The 22,668-nt window shown below is 74.6% G+C and carries 18 protein-coding genes; 7 read left to right on the top strand and 11 right to left on the bottom strand.

Translation table 11 applies throughout. The annotated features are described in order from the left end of the window. Positions 1–159: 159 nt before the first annotated feature. A complete protein-coding gene (locus ACOBQU_RS03515; protein ID WP_423624427.1) occupies positions 160–855 on the top strand; it encodes a hypothetical protein in 696 nt (231 codons plus the stop codon). Positions 856–983: 128 nt separating this feature from the next. Then, positions 984–2,351: a lysine N(6)-hydroxylase/L-ornithine N(5)-oxygenase family protein gene (locus ACOBQU_RS03510; RefSeq protein ID WP_423634229.1), complete on the top strand. Its 1,368-nt coding sequence runs from the start codon at positions 984–986 to the stop codon at positions 2,349–2,351. 105 nt (positions 2,352–2,456) lie between these two features. Here ACOBQU_RS03510 and ACOBQU_RS03505 read toward each other — a convergent pair whose 3' ends face one another. Together ACOBQU_RS03505 and ACOBQU_RS03500 are read right to left on the bottom strand one after the other, a co-directional pair. Next, positions 2,457–4,676 (bottom strand): tetratricopeptide repeat protein, encoded by a 2,220-nt coding sequence (locus ACOBQU_RS03505; protein ID WP_423624426.1) that lies wholly within the window; start codon positions 4,674–4,676, stop codon positions 2,457–2,459. A gap of 1,119 nt (positions 4,677–5,795) precedes the next feature. Continuing rightward, positions 5,796–6,521, bottom strand: coding sequence for a leucine-rich repeat domain-containing protein (locus ACOBQU_RS03500; RefSeq protein WP_423624425.1), 726 nt, complete (start codon positions 6,519–6,521; stop codon positions 5,796–5,798). Between the two features lie 232 nt (positions 6,522–6,753). Between ACOBQU_RS03500 and ACOBQU_RS03495 the strand changes: the two genes are divergently transcribed. The 3 genes from ACOBQU_RS03495 (at position 6,754) to ACOBQU_RS03485 (ending at position 8,714) form a co-directional block, all read left to right on the top strand. After that, complete coding sequence (locus ACOBQU_RS03495) at positions 6,754–7,446, top strand: CGNR zinc finger domain-containing protein (protein WP_423624424.1); 693 nt, start codon at positions 6,754–6,756, stop codon at positions 7,444–7,446. 111 nt (positions 7,447–7,557) lie between these two features. Further along, positions 7,558–8,058, top strand: a complete 501-nt coding sequence (locus ACOBQU_RS03490; protein ID WP_423624423.1) for a hypothetical protein — start codon at positions 7,558–7,560, stop codon at positions 8,056–8,058. Positions 8,059–8,363: 305 nt separating this feature from the next. Next, the gene (locus ACOBQU_RS03485; RefSeq protein WP_423624422.1) at positions 8,364–8,714 is read left to right on the top strand and encodes a hypothetical protein; all 351 of its coding nucleotides are present in this window, start codon (positions 8,364–8,366) and stop codon (positions 8,712–8,714) included. A 144-nt stretch (positions 8,715–8,858) separates the two neighbouring features. On the opposite strand, the gene ACOBQU_RS03480 is transcribed toward ACOBQU_RS03485, so the two are convergent. From ACOBQU_RS03480 to ACOBQU_RS03465, 4 genes are all read right to left on the bottom strand, one after another. Next, on the bottom strand, positions 8,859–10,829 hold the full coding sequence (locus tag ACOBQU_RS03480) for an N-acetylmuramoyl-L-alanine amidase (protein ID WP_423624421.1): 1,971 nt from the start codon (positions 10,827–10,829) through the stop codon (positions 8,859–8,861). A 248-nt stretch (positions 10,830–11,077) separates the two neighbouring features. Beyond that, positions 11,078–11,617: a hypothetical protein gene (locus ACOBQU_RS03475; RefSeq protein ID WP_423624420.1), complete on the bottom strand. Its 540-nt coding sequence runs from the start codon at positions 11,615–11,617 to the stop codon at positions 11,078–11,080. Between the two features lie 95 nt (positions 11,618–11,712). After that, positions 11,713–12,879 carry a serine hydrolase domain-containing protein gene (locus ACOBQU_RS03470; protein ID WP_423624419.1) on the bottom strand — a complete coding sequence of 389 codons (1,167 nt, stop codon included), beginning with the start codon at positions 12,877–12,879 and terminating at the stop codon, positions 11,713–11,715. A gap of 419 nt (positions 12,880–13,298) precedes the next feature. Beyond that, positions 13,299–14,477: an aminoglycoside phosphotransferase family protein gene (locus ACOBQU_RS03465; RefSeq protein ID WP_423624418.1), complete on the bottom strand. Its 1,179-nt coding sequence runs from the start codon at positions 14,475–14,477 to the stop codon at positions 13,299–13,301. A gap of 235 nt (positions 14,478–14,712) precedes the next feature. Between ACOBQU_RS03465 and ACOBQU_RS03460 the strand changes: the two genes are divergently transcribed. Further along, positions 14,713–16,227 carry a hypothetical protein gene (locus tag ACOBQU_RS03460; protein WP_423624417.1) on the top strand — a complete coding sequence of 505 codons (1,515 nt, stop codon included), beginning with the start codon at positions 14,713–14,715 and terminating at the stop codon, positions 16,225–16,227. Between the two features lie 195 nt (positions 16,228–16,422). Here the strand turns inward: ACOBQU_RS03460 and ACOBQU_RS03455 are convergent, their stop codons facing one another. The 5 genes from ACOBQU_RS03455 to ACOBQU_RS03435 form a co-directional block, all read right to left on the bottom strand. Next, entirely contained in the window at positions 16,423–17,835 is a 1,413-nt protein-coding gene (locus ACOBQU_RS03455; protein WP_423624416.1) for a PP2C family protein-serine/threonine phosphatase, read from the bottom strand. A gap of 384 nt (positions 17,836–18,219) precedes the next feature. Further along, a complete protein-coding gene (locus ACOBQU_RS03450) occupies positions 18,220–18,864 on the bottom strand; it encodes a LuxR C-terminal-related transcriptional regulator (protein ID WP_423624415.1) in 645 nt (214 codons plus the stop codon). Positions 18,865–18,876: 12 nt separating this feature from the next. Then, on the bottom strand, positions 18,877–20,316 hold the full coding sequence (locus ACOBQU_RS03445) for a sensor histidine kinase (protein ID WP_423624414.1): 1,440 nt from the start codon (positions 20,314–20,316) through the stop codon (positions 18,877–18,879). 16 nt (positions 20,317–20,332) lie between these two features. Beyond that, the gene (locus tag ACOBQU_RS03440) at positions 20,333–20,902 is read right to left on the bottom strand and encodes an ABC transporter permease subunit (RefSeq protein WP_423624413.1); all 570 of its coding nucleotides are present in this window, start codon (positions 20,900–20,902) and stop codon (positions 20,333–20,335) included. Positions 20,903–21,124: 222 nt separating this feature from the next. Beyond that, complete coding sequence (locus tag ACOBQU_RS03435) at positions 21,125–21,874, bottom strand: ABC transporter ATP-binding protein (RefSeq protein ID WP_423624412.1); 750 nt, start codon at positions 21,872–21,874, stop codon at positions 21,125–21,127. A gap of 371 nt (positions 21,875–22,245) precedes the next feature. On the opposite strand from ACOBQU_RS03435, the gene ACOBQU_RS03430 reads away from it, so the two are divergent. Next, positions 22,246–22,638, top strand: a complete 393-nt coding sequence (locus tag ACOBQU_RS03430) for a hypothetical protein (RefSeq protein ID WP_423624411.1) — start codon at positions 22,246–22,248, stop codon at positions 22,636–22,638. The last annotated feature ends 30 nt before the right edge of the window (positions 22,639–22,668 follow it).

Genomic DNA, 22,668 nt, shown 5'->3' with positions numbered 1-22,668 from the left:
GGCGGGGTCGTGGTGAAGTGCGGTGCCGGTCCTGAGTGTTGGTCCTGTGATCTGTGAGACGTACAGGTTATTCTTAGGTGAGGCTAGCCTAAGTTTCTGTGCCGGATTCTCCGCGGGTGCCCTGTGGTCCGTCGCGGGCTGTCTACGGGGGTGGGGTGGGTGGACGACAGACGAGTGGGGCGGCGGCGCACGGGCTCCGCGCCCCAACTGGAGGCCTGGGCCGATGGTGTGGTCGCGGACCTCGACGCGCAAGAACACCTCGAACGGGCCCTGTGGCGGGCCCTGCGGCACAGTCCCACGCTCCGCGAGGAGACCGCGGTGCGCCGGGCCGACGCGCTGCGCGCCGCGGCGCTCGGGCTCGACGCGGGCGGCTGCGCGATGGCGGCGGGCGTCTCCGAGCGGATGCTCCGCGACTGGCTGGACCGGGACACCGAGTTCGCGGCCGCCATGGCCGCGGCGGCCGAACTCGCCGAGCGGGACCGGGAGCGCGCCCGCGCCGTGGCGGCGGCGGACGCGCCGAGTTCGGCCGCGCTGTGGGTCGCGCTCAGGGCCGTGCGCGACGGCGCGGTGCAGTCGACCGCGGCCGCGCTCGGCGGCTGGTCCGAGCAGTCGTTCCTGCGGCTGCGCAGGAGGAGCCCGGAGGTCGCGGCGCTGCTCGCGGCGGCACGCCGGGCCCGCGCCAAGAAGGCGGACCGGCGCGGCAGGCCGCGGTTCGAGCAGGGGTACCGGCTGGTGCGCGTGGAGGAGGGCGACATGGCGGCGCCGGGCGCCCCGGACGGATCCGCCGCTCTCCGCATCGCCGCTGACGAGTGCCCAGATCAGCGTGGGGAGGCCCGCGTCCGGCGGCACCGCTGAGTCGTGTACGTTCGGTCCCTTGGTTCGCGGCGCCTCACAGGGCGCGAGCGAAGGCCGCCGGGCGATTTCACCTCAGACATTGCAAGGTAAGGCTAACCTTATCTAGCATGTGCCTGCTTAGGGAGGCGATGTACCGGGTGAACACACAGCACAGCGGGCTGGAAACGCACGAGATGTCCCACGGGCCGAGCGGACCGGAGGACACCTACGACGTCCTGGGGATCGGATTCGGTCCGTCGAATCTGGCCCTGGCCATCGCGGTCAGGGAGCACAACGCACGCTCCGCCGACAAGGACCGCATACGGGCCGGATTCCTGGAGAAGCAGCCGCGGTTCGGCTGGCACCGGGGCATGCTGATCGACGACGCCACGATGCAGGTGTCCTTCCTCAAGGACCTGGTCACCATGCGCGACCCCACCAGCGACTTCAGCTTCCTGTGCTACCTGCGGGAACGGGACCGCCTGGTGGACTTCCTCAACCAGAAGACCCTGTTCCCGCTGCGCATCGAGTTCCACGACTACCTGGAGTGGGCCGCGGCCCGCGTCGCGGACGCCGTCACGTACTCCTCCGAGGTCGTCGCCGTCCGGCCGGTCACCGAGGACGGCGAGGTCACCGCCTTCGACGTGGTCAGCCGCGACACCGCCGACCCCGGGCGGACCGTCGTGCGGCGCGCCCGCAGCCTCTGCGTGGCGACGGGCCTCGCCCCGCACCTGCCGCCCGGCACGGTCAGCTCCGACCAGGTCTTCCACAACAGCGAGTTGATCCCCCGCGTCGCCGCCCTGCGCGAGTCCGGCGCCCCGGTGCGGCGCGCCGTCGTGCTCGGCGCGGGCCAGAGCGCCGCCGAGACCGTCGACTACCTGCACCGGCACTTCCCCGAGGCCGAGATCTGCTCGGTCTTCTCGAAGTACGGCTACACGCCCGCAGACGACAGCCCCTTCGCCAACCGGATCTTCGACCCGGAGGCCGTGGACGTCTTCTACAACGCGCCGCGGGACGTGAAGCAGTCGCTGTTCGACTACCACCGCGGCACCAACTACTCGGTCGTCGACATGGACCTGATCGAGTCCCTGTCGCGGACCATGTACCAGGAGAAGGTCCAGGGCCGTCGGCGCCTGCGGATGCTGAACGTCTCCCGCATCCGCGACATCGACGTGCGCGAGGACGGCCTGGAGGTCGGCGTCGAGTTCCTGCCGACCGGCGAGCGCCACACGATGGCCGCCGACCTGCTCGTCTACGCGACCGGCTACCAGCCGCGCGGCATCGGCGACCACCTCGGCGAGCTGGCCAAGGTGTGCCTGCGCGACGACGAGGACCAGCTGGTCGTCGGCCGCGACCACCGCGTGGCCACCCACCCGAACGTGCGCGCCGACATCTACCTCCAGGGCGGCACCGAGCACACCCACGGCCTGACGTCGACGCTGCTGTCCAACACGGCGGTCCGCGCGGGCGAGATCAGCGCCTCGCTCGTCGCCCGGCGCGGCGGCCGCGACGGCTGACCCGCCCCCGGCACACGAGCCGCGCCCCCGCGCCCTGGTCACACCACCGGTGACCAGGGCGCGGGGCGCACTCGGCTGAGGGCGGCGCCCGCCGCGCGCCCGAGGTCACACCCCCTGCTTCCGCGTCGTCACGACGGTGACGTCCCCGGCGCGCAGCGCGATGTCCTTGGCGTGCGGTGACGTCTCGCCGGGGCCGAACGCCGCCAGGTGCGCACGCCAGTCGGCGAGCGCGCCCCGCGCGTCCCCCCGGGCGTGACGGCTGACCCCGCGCCGGTACAGCAGTTCCGGGTCGTCGTCCGCGAGGGCGGGCACCGCCGCGTCCAGGTCGGCGAGGGCCCGCCGGTGCTCGCCGAGGTCCTGGAGGGCCAGCGCCCGGTTGGCGCGCAGCACCGCGTCGTCCTGGAGGCGGATGGCGCGGTCCAGGTCGTCGACGGCCCGGTCGGCGCGGCCCGTGCCGTACGCGAGGACGGCCCGGTTGACCCAGGCGGCCACGAACGCGGGGTCCTCCCGCAGTGCCGCCGAGTAGCTCTCGTACGCCGTGTCCGCGTCGCCCGTGGCCGCGAGCAGCTCGCCCTGGGCGGCCAGGAAGCGGGCGTTGCGCGGGGCGAGGACCAGGCCGCGCTCCACGTCGCGGCGGGCCGCCGCCAGATCGCCGCGCTCAAGCAGCAGGTCGGCGCGGTGCAGCAGCGAGTCCAGGTGGTCCGGCGCCACGTCGAGCGCGTAGTCGAGGTCCTTCAGGGCCCCTTCGTCGTCGCCCAGTTCGCGCAGCAGGTCCGCGCGGTTGAAGTGGGTCTCGTGGCAGGGCGGGCCGAGCCGGATCGAGGTGGCGTAGTCCCGCAGGGCCTCCTCGGGGTGGCCGAGGGCCCGGTGCTGTGCCGCGCGTTCCACGTAGTGCTCGCCGTGGTCCGGGTCGCGCGCGATCAGGTCGTCGTAGTCCCGCAGCGCCGCGGCGTGGTCCCCGCGCGCGTCGTGGACCTGCGCGCGGTGGTGCAGCAGGACCGAGCGGTGCAGGGGCTGCTCGTCGGGCCCGAAGTCGGCGTCGGTGAGGGCGATGGCCTCCTCGACGAGCGCCAGGGCGCGGTCGGCGTCGCCCCGCCACAGCTCGACCAGGGCCCGCGCGGCCCGCGTGAACGCCCGCGCCAAGGACCGCCGTCGCGGGTCGGGGTGGGTGTCGGCGAGCGCGATGGCCGTGTTGATCCAGGCCAGGGCCTGGTCCTCGTCGCGGTCGGCCGGGGGGAGGAAGCGGGAGTGGAGCATCGCGGCCAGGTGGGCGGCGCCCATGTGGTCGTCGGGGTCGGCCGTGCCGCGCCGCAGCTCCTCCAGGAGTGCCAGCGCCTCGTGGCCCCGGCCGAGCTGGCTCAGGCACGCGGCCGCCTTGTGGGTGAAGTTCCGGAACTCCTGGGACGAGGCGCGCCCCGCGGTGAGCCGCCGCCCGCGCTCCGCGAGGTCGGCGGCGGCCGCGTAGAAGCCCGCGGCGAAGCAGCCGTTGACCGCGTCGGTGAGCGCCGCGACGCCCGCGCCCGCCGGGTCGGCGCCCCGCTCCAGGTGGTAGGGGACGGCCCCGTACCGCAGCGTCGGATCGTCGAGGTCGACCAGGTGACGGGCCCGCGCGGTGTGCCGCTCGGCCCGCTCCCGCTGGGGGAGGCGCCGGTAGGCCGCCCGCAGCTCGGGGTCGGCGCTGGTGCCGTCGGACTCGATGAACAGCTGCGCCGGGTCGGCGTCCCTCGGCCGCCGCACGGGCCGCCGCGGCGGGGCCACGGCCTGTGTGGTGTACGTCAGCAGGGCGCCGGTCAGCGCGTCTTCGGCGGTGGCGGCGCTCTCGGTGACGACGGTGAGCACGGCGGGGTCGCAGCGGCGCAGCATCAGGGCGACGAGGTCCCGGTCGGTGGGGTCGGCGTCGTCGACGGCGTGGAAGGCGATGACCGCGCCGTCGGGGCGGGTGCGGCGCGCCCAGCCCAGGGCGAGTTCGGCGATGCCATGGGCGAGGCGCAGGGCGCGCTCGGCGGGGTGGAAGCAGGTGCGCTCGCCCGGGCTCGCCCGCTGCGACAGGGGACGTGGGACGCCGGGCACCAGCGGCGCCAACTCGGGGACGACGGCGGTGATTTCGGTGGCCCGTGCCGTCACCGCGTCCGGGTGGTGGACGATCAGCTCGGGCACCAGGTGGCGCAGCAGCAGCCCGCCACCGGTGAACGGCCCGCGCAGCCCGCGGTGGCAGTCGATCTCCAGATGCGGGCGCGGGTGCGCGGGGACGTCGTCGGGCTCCTGGGGGCCGCCCGGTTCCGTGGGGGCGAGGACCCAGCGGTGATGGGGTGGTGTCCGGGACATGCGGGTGCTCCTTGGCGTGAAGTGCGGGTGGCGGTACGGGACTTCGCGCGCCGGTGCCGCGCGTGGGGGCGCGGGGGAGGGGAGGGCGGGGCGCGTGAAGGCGTGAGGCGATGCGAGGGGGAGGTCCCGTACGGGAGGCCGCGTGGACGCGGGGGGGCGCCGCCGCGGACAGCGCGGTCGGGCTGAGCGGGATGCCGTGGGGAGGTGATCGGGACGGGCGGAGTGCGGGGAGAGGGGGGAGGGGAGCGCCGGAGCCGGGCCCGCCGCGTGGGGGCCCGGCTCTGGGGGCGCGTCACTGCTCGGCGCACACGTAGTAACAGGCCGTCGTCAGGCGGATCGGGCCCGTCCTGCGGATCGGCAGCTTCGTCACGGTCTTCCCTCCTCTCGCTCTCGGTGGCGTGGCGGAGCGAACGACCCGCCGACCGGATGACGGACCGGGCCCGGGGCTCACTCGGGGAGCCGCGGATTCGGCAGCGGTGGGCTGACCGCTGCCCGGAGAGGAATGGTCGCCCGCTTCCGGAAGCGGCGGATCGCGCAGAGGAACACGCGGCAGCGGTTCCTTTCTTGGGGCGCCCTTTCGGCTCCGGAATGGAGTGCGGCGGGGCGTCGCCGGTGAATAACCGGTCGTGGGACAGCTTGTAGCGCTGTCACCTTTGATGTCAACCCGGGAATGGCAGCATCCGCATTTCCCTGATCTCATGTCATTTCCAGGGTGGGCAGAAGCCGTTGGAATGTCGCCCGCCGCGAACTGCGGACCAGCTCCCATCGCAGGGGAAAGCTGCCGGGGTGAGGCATTCCGGGGTCCGTATATCCGTCCTTCCTTGTGGACAGTCGGCGCGGATTGTCCACGGGTAAGGGAGAATTCCCGGGGGGAAATGGGCAGCGAAAAGGGCGGCTCCAGGGCAGGCCCGCGGGCCCGGAGCCGCGAGCCGCGGCGCACATACGGTCGCTAGGAGTACGGAGCCGAGGGCCGCGCGGATCGCTCCGGACGGCACGGGATGTCGACCGCGCAGGTCAGCCGACCGCGCGGGGCGGGGAGGCGGGCCCTGCCCGGCGGCTCTGTCCGGCGGGTCTATCCGGTGACCCTGTCCGGCGGCCCTGCCCGGCAGCGGCGCGCGGTCAGCGCAGGACCACGCACCCACGGGCGCGCAGCGCCGCGAGCGGGCCCGCGCTGTCGCGGATGTCGTTCCAGCGCAGGTCGAGTTTCTCCAGAGCGGGCAGCTCCGCGACCCAGTCGGGGATCTCGCGCAGCCGATTCCCCCGCAGATCGATCCGGCGCAGGAGCGGAAGTGAGCGCACCACTTCCGGGATCGTCTCGAAGGCGTTCTCACGCAGCTCCAGTTCGCGCAGGGAACCCCAGTGCCGTACCGCGTCGGGCAGAGCGCTGAGCGCGTTGCCGCGCAGCCACACTTCCCGCAGCGCGCGCATCGCGCCGAGCGTTCCGGGGAGTTCCGTGAGCCGATTGTGCTGGGCACGCAGTTCGACGAGGGACGTCATGCGGCCGACCGCGTCCGGCAGGGCCCTCAGCTGGTTCTCGCCGACGTTCAGATACGTCAGACGCGTCAGGTCGCCCAGTTCATCGGGGAGCGTGGTGAGCCGGTTGTCGTGCAGGTACAGGAAGTCGCTGAGCCCGGTGAGGCGGCCGAGTTCCGGCGGGACGGACGTGAGCCTGTTGTGGCCGAGGTCGAGCGTGCGCAGCGCGGTGAGCGTGCCGATGCGCGCGGGCAGCTCCGTCAGCGCGTTGTCGGGCAGCAGCAGGACCTCAAGGCGCGGGTGGCGCCACACCTCCTCGGGCACCTGGCCGAGCCCGTCACGCCAGTAGTTCAGTACGGCTCTGTCGGACACCGTCACCCCTCCCCGGCCGCCGGGCCACCGCCCCGCCCTCGTGGATCGCTGTCAACCGCCCGGTACGGCCCTGACCGCGCCGGACTCCCACGGGCCGCCGGGGCGGCGACGGCACCGCTCGGACCCTGGTGCCGGACGGCCGCACCCGGCCCCGCGTCGGACCGCCGCTCCGGGCCCCGCGCCAGGCCTTGGTGCCGGACCCCCGAGCCGCGGACCGCGCGGAACCTATCATGTGCCCCATGCCCGCCCCGCCCCCGCCGTCGGCGGCGTCCCCCAGGGCGCCCCGGCACAGCCCGCCCCGGAACAGCCCGCCCCCGCCCTCGCACCCGCTCTCACCCTCGACCTCGCCCTCACCATCCGCCACGACGGCCAGGGCGGCGTCGCCGACGACCTCGACACCCCGGACGGTCTCACCGCCTGGGTACGCGGGCACGCCGCGGCCCTGCCCGAGGCGCTCGCCGCGCCCCGGTACCGCGCCGACGCGGCCGCCCTCGAACGGGTGCGGTCGGTGCGCGCCGCCGTGCGTGCGCTGTTCGCGCAGGCCGTGCGTCCGGAGGAGCCGAGCGGGGCCGACGCCCGGCGGCTCCCGCCGCTCGCGGACGCCGTGGCCCGGCTGAACGAGGCCGCGGCCCTCGTCCCCACGGTGCCCGTCCTGACCTGGCCGCCCGGCGGCGAACCCCTCGTCCACGAGACGCCCGCCCCCGCGCCCGCCCCGGGCACCGCCGACCTGCTTGAAGCCGCCCTGGCCCGTGCCGCGCTCGCCTTCCTCACCGGCCCCGACCGGACCAGGCTGCGCGCCTGCCACGCCCCGCGGTGCGTGCGCTACTTCCTGAAGGACCACCCCCGGCAGGAGTGGTGCAAGCCCTCCTGCGGCAACCGCGCCCGGGTCGCCCGCCACCAGGCGCGCACTCGCGGCACGGCCTGAACCTGGCGGCCCCGGCCAGGGGGCCGGGCGCCGCCGCACGACCGTGACCACGGCGTTCGCCGCCCCCGCCCCCGCGCCGGGAACGGCGCGCGGGCGACGTACCATGGCCGCATGTCCTTCCTCCGCCGCCGCAGCTCCGCCACACCCGCGGGCCCGGACTTCGACGTCCTGGCCATGGACCCGGGGGACTGGCCCGGCAACCTGGGCGCCGGTCTGCTGCCCGCGCCCGACGGCACCTGCCAGGGCGTCTTCCTGCGCTACGACCTGTTCGGCGGCCGTGGCCCCGCGATGATCATCGGCAATCTGCCGGAGGGCTCGCCCGCCCGTGAGCTGGCCGACGGCGAGGTGCCCTTCGAGGTGGCCCAGCTCCTGCTCGCGCTGGAGAACGACGAGGAGGTCACCGTCGTCTCCAGCGAGGACGTGCCCGTGATGCAGGGCGACAACCTGCTGATCGTGCGGCGCCTGCGGCTTTCCGAAAGCCGCATCTCCTGCGTGCAGTTCGACCGCAGCGACAACGTGCTCGTGACCATCGCCGCCTGGGACCGCCCCATCACCGACGACCTGTACGCCCTTCTGAAGCCGCTGCCCGCCGAGCTGTTCCAGCAGGGCTGAGCCACCGCGCCACGACGACCGCGCGTCACGGCGGCCGGTACCCGCCCCGGACGGGCCGGGCCGCGTCGGCGCGGCCGGGGATTCCGGCCGGACCGCCCGCGGGCGGCGTGCGTGCCCACCGCCCAACGGGCTGGTGGGCACCCTTCGTTGGAGGGCGCATGCGTGGCGGTTTCCCACACTTCATACCGCCCTGTTCAGGCTGGCGCGCTTTGTTCTCAGCCGCGCGGGGCCGCCGCGCCTAGCGTCGGGGGAGAGCGGGGCGTCCGCCCCGCTCGTCGGGGAGGGAACAGGGAGGGAAGCCGCGCATGAGCAACAACGACATCTATCCCAACACGCCGTCGAGCACGATCTACCGGAACATGGCCTGGACGTCCGGGAACGGCCACACCCTGATGCGGCTCCAGGAGGACGGCAACTTCGTCGTCTACCGCGACAGCGTCGAGAAGCCCGTGTGGTCCCCGGACACCCGCCCGGACGGCTACCGAGCGGTCATGCAGGGCGACGGCAACCTGGTGGTCTACGCCCAGGACAACCGGCCCGTGTGGGCGTCGAACACCTCGGGCCGCCACGGCGCCCTGCTGTCCGTCCAGGACGACGGCAACGTGTGCATCTACTACCAGGGCCAGCCCATCTGGTGTACGGACACCGCGGGCTGACCCGGACGCCGGGCCCGGCCACGGCACCACGGGCGCCGCGGCGGCCGTGGACCCGTACATGAACGCCGGGCCCGAGCCTGCCCCACGCAGGTCCGGGCCCGGCGCGTCCCCGGGGGGGCGGGCCCCCGGGCGTCCGGTCGAGGGCTACCGCCCCGACGGCACCACGTCGACATCGGCGGCGCGCACGAACGCCACCCGGTGGCCGAACTGGATCTGGTAGTACAGGTCCTTGCCGCGCACCACCCGGTGCGGCTCGAGCTCGAACGTCGGCGCGTAGAAGTACTCGCCCGGCAGCCGGTCACCGACCGCGTAGCGCTGGCCCGCGAGCAGCTTGTACGGCAGCGGCGAGACCGCCTGCACCGGCACCCCCTGCGGGTAGGCCTCCTTCTCCGGGTAGGCCCTGCCGTACACCGGCACCTCGCTCGCGCCGTCCTTCGGCGTCACCACCCAGCCGCGCGCGTCGACGGCGGTCGGCTGCTTCCTCGGGTTCTTGAACCAGGCCTTCTGGCCCAGGTACCACACGGCCGTCCAGTCGCCCTGGCGGTCGGCGACGGCGTACTGCTGGCCCGTCGACAGGCGCGAGCCCATGTCGTTGACGTCGATCGTGGACGGCTCACCGCCCGGGCGCAGGCCGATGTCCTTGACGAGCGGGGCGTCCTCGCGGGGCTCGGTGTACACGCGCACCGCGCTGGAGCCGTGCGGCACGCAGGTCTCGCCGGGCTTGACGCAGCCGGTGAACTCCGGCTTGTTGGCGCTGAACTCGGGCGCGACCGTCACCAGGCCGCCCTTCGGCCCCGCGGTGCGGTGGAACGGCTTGCCGAGGAGCTGGAAGTAGTGCTGCCAGTCCCAGTACGGGCCGGGGTCGGTGTGCATGCCGCGGATCGTGGCGGCGGTGGTGCCCGGCACCGTGTCGTGCCCGAGGATGTGCTGCCGGTCCAGCGGGATGCCGTGCCGCTTGGCGAGGTACTTCACCAGGCGCGCCGACGAGCGGTACATCGCCTCCGTGTACCAGGTGTCCGGGGCCGTCAGGAAGCCCTCGTGCTCCAGGCCGACGGACTTGGAGTTCACGTACCAGTTGCCCGCGTGCCAGGCGACGTCCTTGGTGCGCACGTGCTGGGCCACGTGCCCGTCGGACGAGCGCAGCGTGTAGTGCCACGACACGTACGTCGGGTCCTGCACCAGGTTCAGGACGCCCTCCCAGCGGCCCTCCGTGTCGTGCACGACGATGTACTTGATGTCCTGGGACGCGGGCCGGTCGGCCTTGTCGTGGTTGCCGTAGTCGTTGTCCCCGAACTCTTCGTACGGGGCCGGGATCCACTCGCAGGCCAGCGACTTCGGGCAGTCCGTCTCCGCCTCGGGGGCCTTGCGCAGGCCCATGCGGGTGAGCTGCGCCGGGTCGGGCCGCAGGCCGGGGCGCGCGGGGAGCGCCACGCGCTGGCCCGCGTCGGTGGTACGCCGCTCGCCGTCGCGGATGACGGCGAACACCTCGTTGGCGTACGTGGCCGCCGTCGCCCGGTCCTCGGCGCCGGAGAACGCCGCGATCGCGCCGTACCAGTCGGCCGGGTCGGCGCTCAGCGGCTTGCCGAGGCGCCGCTGGGCGGCGGCGAGCAGCGCGGCGCCGCCGCGGACGTTCGCCGCGGGGTCCTCGCGCAGCTCGGCGGCGGGGATGCCGCTGAGCTTGGCCGCGCGCTTCAACGTCGTGAGGCGGGCGGGCAGTCGGGTGTCCTTCGGCACCTCGCGGGGGCGCAGCGTGCGGCGGGAGGAGTCGCCGCGCGGGTCCTCGTCGCCCTCGCTGTGGTGCGGGGCGCGGGCGAGCGCGGTGCGGGCGTCGGTGAGGTGCATCGGGCCGTAGCCGCCGGTGACGCTCGGGGCGCCGCCGTGCGCGTCCCAGCGGGACTGGAGGTAGGAGACGCCGAGCAGCACGCTCTGCGGCACGTCGTACTCGGCGGCGGCCGAGGCGAAGGCGCGCTGCAGCGACGCGGGGCCGGTGGGCTCGGCCTCGGCCGGGGCGGCGCCGATGAGCGGCACCAGCAGGGCGGCGGACGCCAGCGCGCCCGCCGTCCTGAGGCTGCGTCTGCGCGCGGATGGGACGGGGGCGGGGGCGGATCCTCGCAAAGCAGCCTCCTGGGACTCCTGGGCCGGTGACGCGCACCGGGGTGTGCGGGGCCGGGCGTGCGTCAGTGGTACCGGCTCGCCGACGATCCGTCAATCATGCCCAGAAGAGGGGATTTCCCATGTCAGCGCCGGTCCGGCGGGTTTTCGCCCCGGGCGGTGCGGGGGCCTGCGCCGCGTCAGTGGAATGGACCAATGAATGACCCATGCGGCGCGCGAGGGGGTGGCGCGAGCCGTCCGTACGGGGGGTGTCAGTCGCCCGGCGGCGTGTTGTCCTGGAGGTAGCGCTCCACCTCGCTCGCCACGCCCGTCCGGGACGTCGACGCGCGCGCCGAGGCGCGCGTCGAGCCCTCGTGCACGCCGAGGCCGCCCACCCACACGTAGCCGAACACCGGCTCGTCGTCGATGCGGGGGCTGATCTGGATGTCGAGCTGCTTGAGCTTCGCGGCCGGGGCGGCCGCGTACAGGACCGCGGTGACGCGGCGCTGCGGGTACAGGTTGAAGTCGCGGATGCCCGACGAGCCGTACTCGTCGACGAACGCGCCGTGCCCGTCCCGGCCGACCCGCACGTCGAAGTGGCGGGGGTGGTCGTGCAGGTCGACGGAGAAGTACTCGGCGCCGCGGTTCTCGAAGGTGACGTCGAAGGCGACGTACGTCAGCCCCTTGGCGTCGTCGTCGCGGCCCCGTTTGGGGACGGCCTTCCTCAGGTGGTGCACCCGCACCCGCAGCCCGGCCAGCTCATCCGATTGGTACTCCTGCCAGTCCCCGACGACGTTCGGTACGTCCATCATCCCCACCCTTCCGGTCGGCACCAGCGTAGGACCACGGCGTGCGGCAGGCGGACTCCCCGCGGGAGCTGACCGAGACTCCTCGGCCCGCGGACCGCCTACGCGGCCCCGGCCGCCGCCCGCACCACCGCCGCGGCGAGCCGGTGGTTCTCCGGGCCCGCGCCGTACCCGGACGGGAAGCCGAACCGGCGGCGCGTGTAGGCGTACGCCACGCCGCTCGCCGGGTCCGCGAAGCCGAGGGAGCCGGTGGCGCCGCTGTGGCCGAAGGCGGTCTCCCCGAGGAAGGCGTAGCGGCCGCTCAGCTCCTCGAAGCCGAGGCCGAAGGGGTCGTCGATGCCGGTGACCTCGTCGGTGCCGCGGTAGGCAACCCTGGCGAACGTGGCGATGGTGGCGGGCGTCAGGAGCGGGGCCCGGCCGTCCACCTCGCTGATGGCCGCCGCGTACATCCCGGCCACGCCGCGCGCGGTGCCGACGCCGCCGGACGACGCGGGGCCGAGGGTCCGCGTGGCGGGGGCGTTGCCGAAGGCGACCAGGTCGGTGGGCGGGGTGGCGTGCTGGTTGAAGGCGACGCCCGGGACGCTGTCCGGGGCGGCCGCGTCCGCGCGCAGCCGTGCGGCCTCCTCCTCGGTGGGCAGCAGCGGCAGCACCGGCGCGAAGCGGTCGTCGAGCGCCGCGGGCAGGCCCAGGTAGTAGTCCAGGCCGTACGGGGCGCGGACGCGTTCCTCGTACAGTTCCTGGAGGGAGCGCCCGGTCGCGCGGCGCACCACCTCGCCGGTGAGGGCACCGATCACGAACGCGTGGTAGCCGAACGCCGTGCCGGGCTCCCAGAACGGCCGCTGCCCGGCGAGCCGCGCGGCCATGAGCCGGTCGTCCGCCAGCTCGTCGAGCGTGAACCCGCCGTCGACGCCGACCACTCCGGAGCGGTGCGCGAGCAGTTCGCGCAGCGTGAGCCGGTCCTTGCCGTGCGCCGCGAACTCCGGCCAGTACGAGGCCACCGTGCGGTCCAGGTCCAGGGTCCCGTCCTGCACCAGCAGCGCCACCACGAGGTGGGCGGCCCCCTTGGCGATGGAGTACAGGCAGGTCACCGTGGACTCCTCGGTGCCGGGCCCGGCCCACAGGTCGACCACCGCCCGCCCGTGGACGCGGACCGCGAGCTGCGCCTCGGACGGGTGCCGCTCCCCGGCGACCACGGCGGCGAACTCCTCCCGCACCCCTTCGTATCCCTCGGCCACGGTTCCGTGCACGTGAGCTGCGCTGTCCGCCATGGCGGCCCCCTCCGTCGTTGATCATGATCAAGTGCGAAGGGCTACAACAGCGGGGCGGCATGGCGTATGCCCGCGCGGTACCCACGGGCCGGGATGTAGCGGAAGAAGCTCCGCTCCGACCTGGCCGGACCCGCCCGCTCCAGCCTCCACCTGGCGTCGAGCCCACGCCTGGAGGGGGTCACCGGGACGTACGTCGACACCAGGGGCCGACGGGTGCCCTGGCCCGCGTTCGTGTCGGACCCCCGTACGCGCGCGGCGGTCTGGGGGCTGTGCGAACGGCTCTTCGCGGCGACCGGCGGCGGGTGACGGCGGCTCACGGGCGGCTGCCGCCCCCCCCGCGCACGAGGCCCCGCGTGCGCAAAGCCCCTTGGCGCTTGGTGCCGCGCGCCAAGGGGCTCCGTTCCCGGGGTGGCGCCCCGTCAGCGGGTTCCGACCGCCGCGCGGACGGCCCGGCGGGCCATCTGACAGTCGTCGTGCAGGCGCCGCAGCAGCAGCCGCTGCTCCTCGCCGGACGGCGCGGCGGCGGGGTGGGCCTGCCCCGCTGCCGCCGGGGGCGCCTCGTGCAGCGATCGCTGTACGGCCGTCTCGCACAGCCTGATCTCCCGGGTCAGCACCAGCATCAGGTTGACCAGGAAGGCGTCCCGCGCCGCCGGGCCCTGGGCCTGGGCGAGCTGGCTGATGTCGCGGCGCGCCACGGGGGCGTCGCCGAGCACCGACCACAGCGTCGCCAGGTCGTAGCCCGGCAGGTACCAGCCCGCGTGCTCCCAGTCGACCAGGACCGGACCGGGCGGGGACAGCAGGATGTTCGACAGCAGCGCGTCGCCGTGACAGAACTGCCACGTCAGCTGCGGGCCCTGCGCGTGCGCGATGCCGTGCAGCAGCTTCTGCAGGTCGCCCATGTCCCGGTCCGTGAGCAGCCCCAGCTCGTGGAAGCGGGAGATCCGCCGACCGTAGTCCAGCGGCCTGCCGAACATCTCCTGCGGCGGGCGCCACTGGTTGAGGCGGCACACCGCGGTCACCGCCGCCCGGACGTCGGCGCGCGGCGGGGTCTCCACCGGGTGGCGCTGGAGCGCGCCGACGCGCCCCGGCATCCGCTCGATCACCAGCGTGCAGTCGTCCGGGTCCGCCGCGATCAGACGCGGTGCGCGGACCGGCGGACGGTGCCGGACGAACGAGCGGTAGACCGCTATTTCGTGCCGGATCCGCTCGGCCCACACCGGGGAGTGGTCGAGCAGGCACTTGGCGACGGCGGTGCTGCGGCCCGTCGTACCGACGATCAGCACCGTGCGTCCGCTGCGGCGCAGCACCTGCACGGGCTGGAACTCGGGACAGATGCGGTGCACCGACGCGATCGCGGTGCGCAGCTGCGCGCCCTGCGGGCCGGACAGGTCGAGTCTCCCGCTGAGCGGTCCACCGGCGGTCGCCGCGGCCCGCCGCGGCCGAGCCGTGCCGAGCGGGGCGGACGCGGGGCGGGCCGGGGCCAGATAGGGGCCGCCGCCCGACAGGGGAGTCTCCGGCGGCCGGGCGGAGCCACGGGACGGAGGGTGGGGGCGCAGCGGCCGGTGCGGGGCGGACACGGAGGACGATGCTGCGTACATGGGCGATACAGATCCCTTCGTGCTGCCAGTGAGTCGCGGCGCCCTCCCGCCCCGGCCGCCGTGGGTGCACCCTGGGGAATGCCTTGTGGTGACCGGGTCGGGGTGGCGCACTCCTACCTGACACCCACAGGCCCATGGCACACCATGTGGCGCACCCTGGCGAACCCTGGCGAATAGTCGCTCAGCAACTGACAGAGGGCTACTGTCAACTCAGCCGAGAACCTGGGGGCTTGATGTGAACGGACAACCCAACACCCGCCTGTCGGACCTCTTCGGCCTGGCCGGATGGTCCAAGGGCGAACTCGCCAGACTGGTGAACCGGCAGGCGGCCGCGATGGGTCATCCGCAGCTCGCCACCGACACCTCGCGGGTGCGGCGTTGGATCGACACGGGGGAGATCCCGCGCGATCCGGTGCCGCGGGTCCTGGCAGTCCTGTTCACCGAGCGTCTCGGCCGTGTCGTGACCATCGAGGACCTCGGTCTGGTCCGGCACGGGCGCGCAGGCAGACAGCGCGGCGACGGGGGCGTCGAGCACCCGGACGGCGTGCCGTGGGCGCCCGAGCGAACCGCCGCGGTCCTCACCGAATTCACGGGAATGGACCTCATGCTCAACCGACGCGGCTTGGTGGGCGCGGGTGCCGCGCTCGCCGCCGGCTCCGCACTCAGCAGCGCCATGCACGACTGGCTGCACACCGACCCGACCCTGAAGGCCGACGCCCCCCGCTTCCACGATCCGCTGCACGCCGATCCCCTGCACGCCGACCCCGCCGGATTCGACCGCTACGAGGCGGCTCCCATCGGCTCCCAGGAGATCGAGGAGCTGGAGCGCTCGGTCGAGGTGTTCCGCGCCTGGGACGCCTCCCGCGGCGGCGGACTCCAGCGCAAGGCCGTGGTGGGCCAGTTGAACGAGGTGGGCGGCATGCTCGCCTACCGCCATCCCGAACACCTCCAGCGGCGCCTGTGGGGCGTCGCCGCCAACCTCGCGGTCCTGGCCGGGTGGATGTCGCACGACGTGGGCCTGGAACCCACCGCCCAGAAGTACTTCGTGATCGCCGCGCACGCGGCCCGCGAGGGCGGTGACCGGCCGCGGGCGGGCGAGGCCCTGTCCCGCGCCGCGCGCCAGATGGTGCACCTCGGCAAGCCGGACGACGCGCTGGACCTGATGAAGCTCGCCACGTCGGGCTCCGGGGGCCAGGCCCTGCCGCGCACCCGGGCCATGCTGCACACCATCGAGGCCTGGGCGCAGGCGTCGATGGGCAAGGGCCAGGCGATGCGGCGCACCCTCGGCAAGGCGGAGGACCTCTTCGTCTCCGACAAGGGGGACGTGCCGCCGCCGAGCTGGATGCAGATGTTCGACGAGGCGGACCTGCACGGCATGCAGGCCCTGGCCTACCGGACGCTGGCCGAGCACGAGCCGTCCGCGGCCCTGGTGGCGCAGCGGCACGCCAAGGAGGCCATCGCCCTGCGGCGCAAGGGGCACGACCGGTCGATGATCTTCGACTATCTGTCGCTCGCCTCGGCCTGCTTCATCGCCGACGACCCCGAGCAGGCCGACCGCTACGCACGCCTCGCCCTGGTGTCCATGGGCTCCAACTCCTCGCACCGCACCTGGGACCGGCTGCGCGAGATGTACCGGCTGACCGCCCAGTACGCGGGCTATCCCAAGATCGAGGACCTGCGCGAGGAGATCAAGCACGCCCTGCCGAAGGCGCGGGGCAGGCAGGGAGGGGGCAAGTGGGCGCAGGCCTAGCGAGGCAATCCACAACGGTGGGCCATCCACGACGACGGCCGCCGTCGTGGCTCGACGGCCGTCTACGGGCTCCGCGCACCGGGCACGAAGCCGGGGCTAGGGCTTCGTGGTCCGCCGCGGCCCGGCGGCTCCGGGGTGACCCGGCGCGGCCCGGCGGCAGCGTGGCCTCCGAGTCCTAGGCGCCCTTGGGTGTCCCTAGGCGTCGACGCGCGCCACCAGGAGGCAGGCGTCGTCCTCCCGCGGGGCGACACCGAACTCCTCCACGGCGCGGCGCACGCAGTCCTGTGCCGTCTTCGCCTCGGCGAACTCCGGCGCCAGGGCGAGCAGGCGGCTGGTCGCGGCATCTCGGGAGCGCCGCGGCACCAGGCCGTCCGTGTGCAGCAGCAGCAGGTCACCGGGGCGCAGCGCCTCCTCGGTGTGCGCGTACTCCGCTCCGGACAGGGCGCCGAGCAGCACGCCGTCCGGTGGGGTCAGCGCCCGCCCCGTCCCTTCGCGGAACAGCAGGGGGGCGGGGTGGCCCGCCTGCGCCCAGGTCAGGACGCGCCGGTCGGGGTCGTACACCCCGCACACGGCACTGCCGAGCGCGGGCTGCACGGTGGCGTCGAGGAGGTGGTTGAGCAGGCCCAGGGCGGCGGCGGGCCGGGTGCCCGCGGCCGCCATGCCGCGCAGGGCGCCGAGCAGCATCGCCATGCCGGAGGTGACCGTCACGCCGTGCCCGGTGAGGTCGCCGACGCTCAGCAGGGTCCGGCCGTCGGTGAGTTCCATCGCGTCGTACCAGTCGCCGCCGATGAGGGCGCTCGACGACGAGGGGAGGTAGCGGGCGGCCAGGTCGAGCCCGGCCGGGCCGCCGCGCGGGAATCCCAGGGAGCCGTGCCAGGGCGGCAGCACGGCCTCCTGGAGCTCGACCGCGAGCCGGTGCTCGGTCTGCGCGAGGTGCCGCTCCTGGCGCAGCGAGTCACGGGACTCGCGCACCGCCTGCTGGCTGCGGCGCAGCTCGCTGACGTCCCTGAGGACCGCCCACATGGAGGCGGTGGAGCCGTCGGCGGCGAGCACCGGCTCGCCCATCATGTGCACCTGGCGGGTGGAGCCGTCGGCGCGCACCACGCGGAACTCGCCGTCGATCGGCTTGCCGTCGACGAGGCAGTCCGTGACCATCGCCGTCAGCAGCGGCTGGTCCTCGGGGTGCACCAGCGAGGGGAGTTCGTCCAGGGACAGCGGTGGCGCGGCCGGGTCGCGGCCGAGGATCTGGTACAGCTCGCCGGACCAGCTGGCCTCGTCCGTGAGCAGGTTCCACTCCGCGCTGCCCACGCGGCTGAGCAGGGAGCCGGGGCCGGGCTCCGGCCGCGCGGGGCCGTCCAGGGGGCGGTCCGTGCGCGGCGGGCCCTCCCGCAGCTGCGCCAAGTGGCCGTGCAGGTCGTTGAGTTGGTGTACGGCGAGGTCGCACAGGGCGCGCTGCCAGCGGCCCGTCGGGTCGGCGCCGTCGGCCCCGGCCTCGCGGCGCACGGCGTCGACCTCGCCACGGAGCCTGCGCGTCTGCGAGATCAGCGCGTCGACCGGGCCGCGCTCGGGCGGCTGGGCGGGGCGGTCCGCGAACACATGGGACGGCATGGGGTGCTCCGTAGGCGATGCGGTGCGACCGGCGGGGTTCGTGGGGCTGGTGCGGGTCGTCGGCCGCGCTGACGTCGATGACGCCTTCTCGACCGGTAATGACTCTGGCACAGCGGGCTCAGGCTCGTAAGGGATTTGGCAACACACGATGTGGTGGTGCTTCTGGCATATGCCTCTGTCCTTCCGAGGGTGGCGGGTGCCCCTGGTCTCGCGGAGGGTCCCGCGGAGGGGCGTACGCAGGGTCATACGGAGGGCGGCGCGCCCGCGTTCAGCGGGACGGCCGACGGGGCGTACGGGACGCGGGGGCGACCGGCGGCGACCGGGACGCCCGGGGCGGGGCGCGGCGTCCGGACCGCGGGGCGCGGGGCGGGAGGTGACCGCCCGTCAGGACCTCAGATAGCGGATGACGGCGAGCACCCGGCGGTTGTGGTCCTGCGACGAGGGCAGCCCCAGCTTGTCGAAGACCGCCGCCACGTGCTTCTCGACCGTGCCCGCCGACACGACGAGCGCCTGCGCGATCGCGGCGTTGGAGCGGCCCTGTGCCATCAGCGACAGGACCTCCCGCTCGCGCGGGGTCAGCGGGGCCAGTTCGGCGGCGCGGCGGCTCGCGCCCGCGAGCTGGGTCACGACCTCGGGGTCGAGCGCGGTGCCACCCGCGGCGACCCGCTCCAGCGCGTCGGTGAACTCCGCGACGTTCGCCACCCGGTCCTTCAGCAGGTAGCCGACGCCCGCCGAGCCCGCCGCGAGCAGCCGCGTGGCGTACTTCGTCTCCACGTACTGCGAGAACAGCAGCACGCCCGTGCCCGGGTGGGAGGCGCGGACGTCGATCGCGGCCCGCAGGCCCTCGTCCGTGTGGGACGGGGGCATCCGGATGTCGACGACCGTGACGTCCGGGCGGTGCTCGGCCACCGCGGCGCGCAGCGCGTCCGCGTCACCGACGGCGGCGCACACCTCGTGCCCCCGCTCGACGAGCATCTGGGCCAGCAGTTCCCGCAGCACAGCGGCGTCCTCGGCGATCACGACACGCATGGCCGCATGCTCTCACGCGCGCATCGGCAGCTCGACGACGGCCGTCGTCGGACCGCCCTCCGGGCTGTCGACGTCCAACCGCCCGTCGACCGGCCGGACCCGCTGGACGAGACCGGTCAGGCCGCTGCCCGCGCCGACGGCGGCGCCCCCGCGGCCGTCGTCGGCCACACGCAGGCGCAGACGGCCGTCGTCGCCCTCGGCGACCGTGAGGTCGATCCGTGTCGCGCCGCTGTGCTTGATGGCGTTGGCGAGCAGCTCGGCCGCGCAGAAGTACGCGATGGTCTCGATGGCCGGGGTCGGCCGCCGCGGCACGTGCGCCGTCAGGTCGACGGGGATGGAGCTGCGGGCCGCGAGCGTGGCGAGCGCGTCGGGCAGGCCGTCGTCGAGGGCCGGAGGGTGCAGCCCGCGGGCCAGGTCGCGCAGCTCGCCGAGGGCCTCGGTGGCGTTGCGGTGCGCGCCTTCCACGAGCTGCCGCACCCGGGCGAGGTCGATGGCCCGGCCGCCGCAGTGCACGACGGCGTCCCCGTCGCCCGGCGCGCCGAGCCGCTCCTTGGCCATGTCCAGGCTCATGGCGACCGCGACCAGGCGGACCTGCGCGCCGTCGTGCAGGTCCCGCTCCACGCGGCGCAGCAGCGCCACCGAGTCGTCCACGGCGAGCGCCCGCGTCTCCTCCAGGTCCCGCACCCGGTCCGCGAGGCGGGCGGGGCCCACCAGCGCGTGCAGCAGCCGCCGGTCGGCCTCCACGACCAGCCGCGTCGGCCAGGGCGCGAGCCACAACAGCGCGACGCCCAGCGCGCACGCCGCGAACGTCCCCGCGAAGCTGTGCACTTCGAGGCCCCCGAACGGGAGGGGCGTGAGCACGGGCATGCCGCGCCCGTCACCGGAGTCCGCCGCCTGCCCGAACACGCCCCAGCGCAGCGGCGCCGTGATGTTCAGCAGCCCCGTCAGCCACCACAGCACCGCGTACATCCCGAGCACGCACAGCGGCAGCTTCGCCAGGGCGTACGTCACGGCCCGCCAGCCCGTGCCGTCCCGCAGCCACGCGTCGAGGCGGCCGAAGAGCCCCGCGCCCCGCTGCGGCGGCGCCATCCTCGGCAGCCGCTCACCCAGCAGCGCACCGGCCAGCCGCCGGTGCGCCTCGCCGAGCGCCCGCGCGAGCCGCACCACGCCGACCAGGACGAGCAGCCCGATGACCGCGCCGAGCAGCGACACCGTCAGCCCCGCGCCCACGGCGAGCAGCACGGTCACCAGGACCCCGCCGACCAGGCCGAGCGGGAACGCGAGCAGGCAGTGCAGTGCCTCCGCCAGGGAGCGCCGGGTCAGCGGGGCGCGCGCCACCGTACGCGCCAGGGCGCGCCTCCGCGGCGCGACGGCCGGGGAAGGAGCCGCGGGCGCGGCCTGCCCGCACAGGGGAGGGGGAGCGGGCGGGGCGGTCGGGCGGGTGTCACGCATGGTGATCATTGTCCGGTCAGGCGTCCCGGCGGGCCAGCAGCCGCGCTCCCTCGCCGAGCAGCACGGCTGTGTACAGGCACAGCACGGCGAACCCGGCCCAGGGCGTGAGCATGCCGTCCACGGGCTCGGCGACGGCGAGGGAGTTGGCGGCGATCATCGTCGGGAAGAACCGGGCGACGGCCGGTCCCGACAGGCCGCCGATCAGCGCGGGCAGCACGAAGGTGACGCCGACGAGGGCGGCGACGGCGCTCGCCGTGTGCCGGGTGACCGCCCCGACGCCGACGCCCATCAGCGCGACCAGCGCCAGATAGGCCCCCGACAGCAGCACCGCCCGCAGCACCCCGGGGTCCCCCAGCTCCGGCCGCGGCACACCGCCGTCGAGCGCGGCCCGCCCCGCGAGGAACGTCACGAGGCTGACCGCCTCCCCGACCAGCAGCACCGTGCCGCCGTACACCGACGCCTTGGCGGCCAGCAGCAGCCGACGGTCGGGGATCACCGCGAGCGTGGCGCGGACGGACCCCGAGGAGTACTCCCCGGTGACGACGAGGACGCCGAGGACACCGACGAGGAGCTGGCCGAGGGCCACGCCCGCCAGGACGTTGTTCGTCGGGGTTCGTCGGGTCGAAGGCGGCGGCCTCGTCCGGCGAGGGCGCTTTCGTGTGGGCCATCGTCACGACGCCGGTCGCCACCATGCCCACGACCGTGAGCAGCAGCGTCCAGGACGTGGAGCGCAGCGCCCGGAGCTTGATCCACTCCATGCGGGCCGCGTCGGCGAAGCCGTACCCGGACGCGTCGGGGGTGAGGGCGGTCATCGCGGGTTCCTTCCGGCGTCGGTGGGCCGGGCGGCGCCGCGGTACTCGGCGGCGGTGCCGGTCAGCGCGAGGAACGCCTCCTCCAGCGAGCGGCCGCACGCGGTCAGCTCGCGCACCGAGGTGTCGGCGAGCAGCCGCCCCTGGCCGATCACCACCAGACGCTCGGCGGTGACGGCCATCTCACCGATGAGGTGGCTGGAGAGCAGGACCGTGCGGCCCTCGGCCGCCAGGGACCTCATCAACTCCCGGATCCAGCGCACTCCCTCCGGGTCCAGGCCGTTGACCGGCTCGTCGAACAGCAGCACCTCCGGGTCGCCCAGCAGCGCCGCCGCGATGCCGAGGCGCTGCGCCATGCCGAGCGAGAACGTCCCCGCGCGCCGCCCCGCGACCTCGCTCAGGCCGACGGCACACAGCACCTCGTCCACCCGGGCACGCGGGATACCGCCGCCCGCGGCGAGCGCCGTCAGATGCGCCCGCGCGCTGCGCCCCGGGTGGAAGGCGCGCGCCTCCAGGAGCGCCCCCACCTCGCGCAGCGGCCAGCGCAGCTCGCCGTACGCCCGCCCGTCGATCCGCGCCCAGCCGGAGTCCGGCCGGTCCAGGCCCATGATCATGCGCATGGTGGTCGACTTGCCCGAGCCGTTCGGGCCGAGGAAGCCGGTCACGGCTCCGGGGCGGACGGTGAAGCTCAGCGCCTCGACGGCGGTGGTGGGCCCGTACCGTTTCGTGAGCCCGTGGACCTCGATCATCACAACTCCCGCGGCAAGCCCGGCCTGTGCCCGGCGTGGTCAACACCCCTCACGCTAGGCAGCGGGCCACCCTCGCGGAACGGTGATGTCCCCCGACCTGACCTGGGGGATTTCCCCAGGCGAGCCCGGCACGCCCTCGCGCGGCGGGCTTCCCCACGCGCCCCCGCGCGGCAGCGCCCCCTCACGCGCCCCCGCAGCCGACACCCGCGCACGCGCCCCTCGCGAGCCGCTCCCGCTCGTGTGGGTGATGGACGGTCCCACCACGCGGACTTCACGATCCGGAGGTACGGACCCGTCCCGAACACCAGGCACGGGCCCCACCCCGTACACGGCGGGCGCCTTCCGCCGTCGACCCGTGAAGGAGCGGAACCATGACCCACGTACGCACCGCCCCGCGCACGACCCTGCGCATCGCCCTCGCCACCGTGCTGGCGCTCGGCCTGACCGTGCTCGCGCAGACAGGGCAGGCGACGAGTTCCCCGGCGGAGGCCAGAGCGCGCGTGCCCGCCTGCCCGCCGCCCGGCGGCGGATCGTGCTACTTCGAGTACTACGACGCCTCGGGGCTGCGCACCATCGAGTTCGACCCCGAGGTGGGCCGCTGCTACAACACCACCGGCGCCGTGCGCGGCACCAACAAGACCAACCGCACGGTCCACCTGTGGCCCACCAGCAACTGCTCCGGCAGCGCCACCGCGCTGGTCAGCGCGGGCTTCTCCTGGAACGACCCGTCCCACACGTACTACTCGTTCAAGCCCATCCCCTGAGTCCGGGCCGCCCGGCGGGGGCGTGGGGCG

The sequence above is a fragment of the Streptomyces sp. G45 genome (assembly GCF_049542095.1).
In the GTDB taxonomy this organism is placed as follows: domain Bacteria; phylum Actinomycetota; class Actinomycetes; order Streptomycetales; family Streptomycetaceae; genus Streptomyces.
The sequence above is the reverse complement of the archived record's forward strand: the minus strand, read 5'-3'. Positions and strand labels throughout refer to the sequence as shown.